3 protein-coding genes are annotated in these 1942 nt (G+C 46.2%); all 3 read right to left on the bottom strand.

Going from position 1 to position 1942, the window contains the following annotated elements:
- Positions 1–39: 39 nt before the first annotated feature.
- Positions 40–720 carry a hypothetical protein gene (locus tag B5F77_RS15345; RefSeq protein WP_087332338.1) on the bottom strand — a complete coding sequence of 227 codons (681 nt, stop codon included), beginning with the start codon at positions 718–720 and terminating at the stop codon, positions 40–42.
- Positions 717–1268 (bottom strand): hypothetical protein, encoded by a 552-nt coding sequence (locus tag B5F77_RS15340; protein WP_140392911.1) that lies wholly within the window; start codon positions 1266–1268, stop codon positions 717–719. The genes B5F77_RS15345 and B5F77_RS15340 overlap by 4 nt, the downstream gene beginning before the upstream one ends.
- A gap of 132 nt (positions 1269–1400) precedes the next feature.
- Positions 1401–1691: a Lin1244/Lin1753 domain-containing protein gene (locus tag B5F77_RS15335; RefSeq protein WP_087332333.1), complete on the bottom strand. Its 291-nt coding sequence runs from the start codon at positions 1689–1691 to the stop codon at positions 1401–1403.
- Positions 1692–1942: the final 251 nt, after the last annotated feature.

Raw genomic sequence — 1942 nt, 5'->3', positions numbered from 1 at the left:
TTGCGTAGGTCTTAGAATTCTGTGTGCCCTAATACTCACTTATCCAGCCAATTTCAGTTCCTCAATCGAGTCGAAATACTGCTTCAGGAGCCATTCTTGCGCGAGGGTTCTGATACGCGATTGCCGCATCTCCTCCGGCATCCAGGCTCCCGAGGCCGGTTTCCATCGCTCGAACAGGCTGATTGCGTGGTATTTCTCCTCGCGGGTGTTGCGGATAATGCCGCGCTCCTGCAAGGTCTGGTAAACCCGCACGCTCATCACGCGCTCCATCGACCCGCTCTCCTTGTAGCGACGGAACGAGTTTTGTAGGAAACGGTTCTCGGCCTGGAGGTTATACGCCTCGCTGACCGACGGCAACGCCTTCTTTTCAGCTTCTACGGCGAGCTTGGCGCGGTAGCGAAGGTCGCACTGCTGGTAGCCGCGCAACCACTTCGTGATGGTCCGCCAATTCAGCCCAAAATATTCGCCGAACTGCCCTTTCGCGCCGAGCTCGAAACAGATACTAATTTCGCCCAAACGCAGAAATGGGTAACTTTCGTACAAGTCCGCCGTCACCTTGCCCGCCATCAACGTCAGCTCGCGCGGCTCCGGCACCTTGAATCCCATTAACATAGCACACTGTGAGATGATATCCACCATCTTATCGCTTACCACGTTGGCATTAAGCTCGTTAATAGCCAGTTGCTGTAAAACCAATTGTAATCTTTCTTCCGTACTCATTCTAATTTTAACATTTTACGCGTCATTATTTTCGCCTCTTCGCACACACGCTGCATTTCGTCGATTCGCGAAACCGGTTTTGTTTGGGGGCGCGAGGCCGATTGATTTCGTGCCAAAATCCCTTCTTTCGTTTCGAAATTCAGGCAACGCCACCAATTCTGGAAACGCCGCTTGTAATCGTTCGCATTTAAAATAGTTTCCGTATCACCAATCGAAACAATATGTGTTTCAAACAATTCCATCGTGCCCGGAAGCCGCCGCAACGTTTCTTCTCTGCCTTTTCCGCAAAGCATTGTAACTGCATAAAGCCATTCTTCGTCTTTTTGCCAATCTGGACGGAATGGATCGAAAACAGGTAAAAAGTTGTAATTCATTTTTTCTTCGCACGCGCTACTACTAATAATAATATCTACTTTACTTTCCTCTACTTTACTTTCCTCTACTTTACTTTCCTCTACTTTACTTTCCTCTACTTTACTTTCCTCTACTTTACTTTGTTCAAAAATGTCGACATTTTTGCCGTTTTTGCATACATTTTTCCGATTCAAACCCACATTTTGGGCAGTTGAACTTTTCTTGGAAATATCGATTAACAAATATTCAGTATGCTCTATTTCAACGGTTTTCCTTCTTGATGCAGCCGCAAAGAAGCAAGTCTGAATCCGTTTTGAGGTCAGAATTTAGTATTTTTCGAACATGATTGGTTCGAAAACAAACTCCGATGTTAAAGTTTGTATAATCTGATTTATTTGCCGCGAATTGAAACGCGATCGGAACGACGCCGTAAACACTTTATACGTCTTTTCGTTCCATTTCATGTAAAACCCGTTTTTGTAAATTTGCGCGAAAAGCTTCAAGACAACGGCAGCCGCTTCCAAGCCGTAATTGTTGATTACGACCGCAATCTTGTCGTTCTCGAAGAAATTCACGTCCAACGGGAAATATTGTAAACCTTTTATTGTCATTGCCATTTTTTCTTTGTTTCTTTAATGATTATTTCTTAAATTAATCTTTCGTAAAGCAGGACGGTGAAACCGTCCAACGATGCTTAACCGTCTGGTGGCGCGAAGCGGCACCTGCGGTATCAATCTCCTGTTCCTGAGCGACCTCGAAGGGGTCGAACCTCCTGGTGTTCACCTTGTTCGACCCCGCTGGGGTCGGGATTGTGGGTATCGTTCTTACCGAAGGTGACGCTTCGCATCACCCTCGGTTAAGCATGGTT

Origin of the sequence: Parabacteroides sp. An277, assembly GCF_002159645.1 — a bacterium.
In the GTDB taxonomy this organism is placed as follows: domain Bacteria; phylum Bacteroidota; class Bacteroidia; order Bacteroidales; family Tannerellaceae; genus Parabacteroides.
The sequence above is the reverse complement of the archived record's forward strand: the minus strand, read 5'-3'. Positions and strand labels throughout refer to the sequence as shown.

Bases quoted from the DNA above. Each gene is read 5' to 3' on its own strand.
- B5F77_RS15345 (WP_087332338.1), bottom strand. From the start codon at position 720: ATGAGTACGGAAGAAAGATTACAATTGGTTTTACAGCAACTGGCTATT.
- B5F77_RS15335 (WP_087332333.1), bottom strand. From the start codon at position 1,691: ATGGCAATGACAATAAAAGGTTTACAATATTTCCCGTTGGACGTGAAT.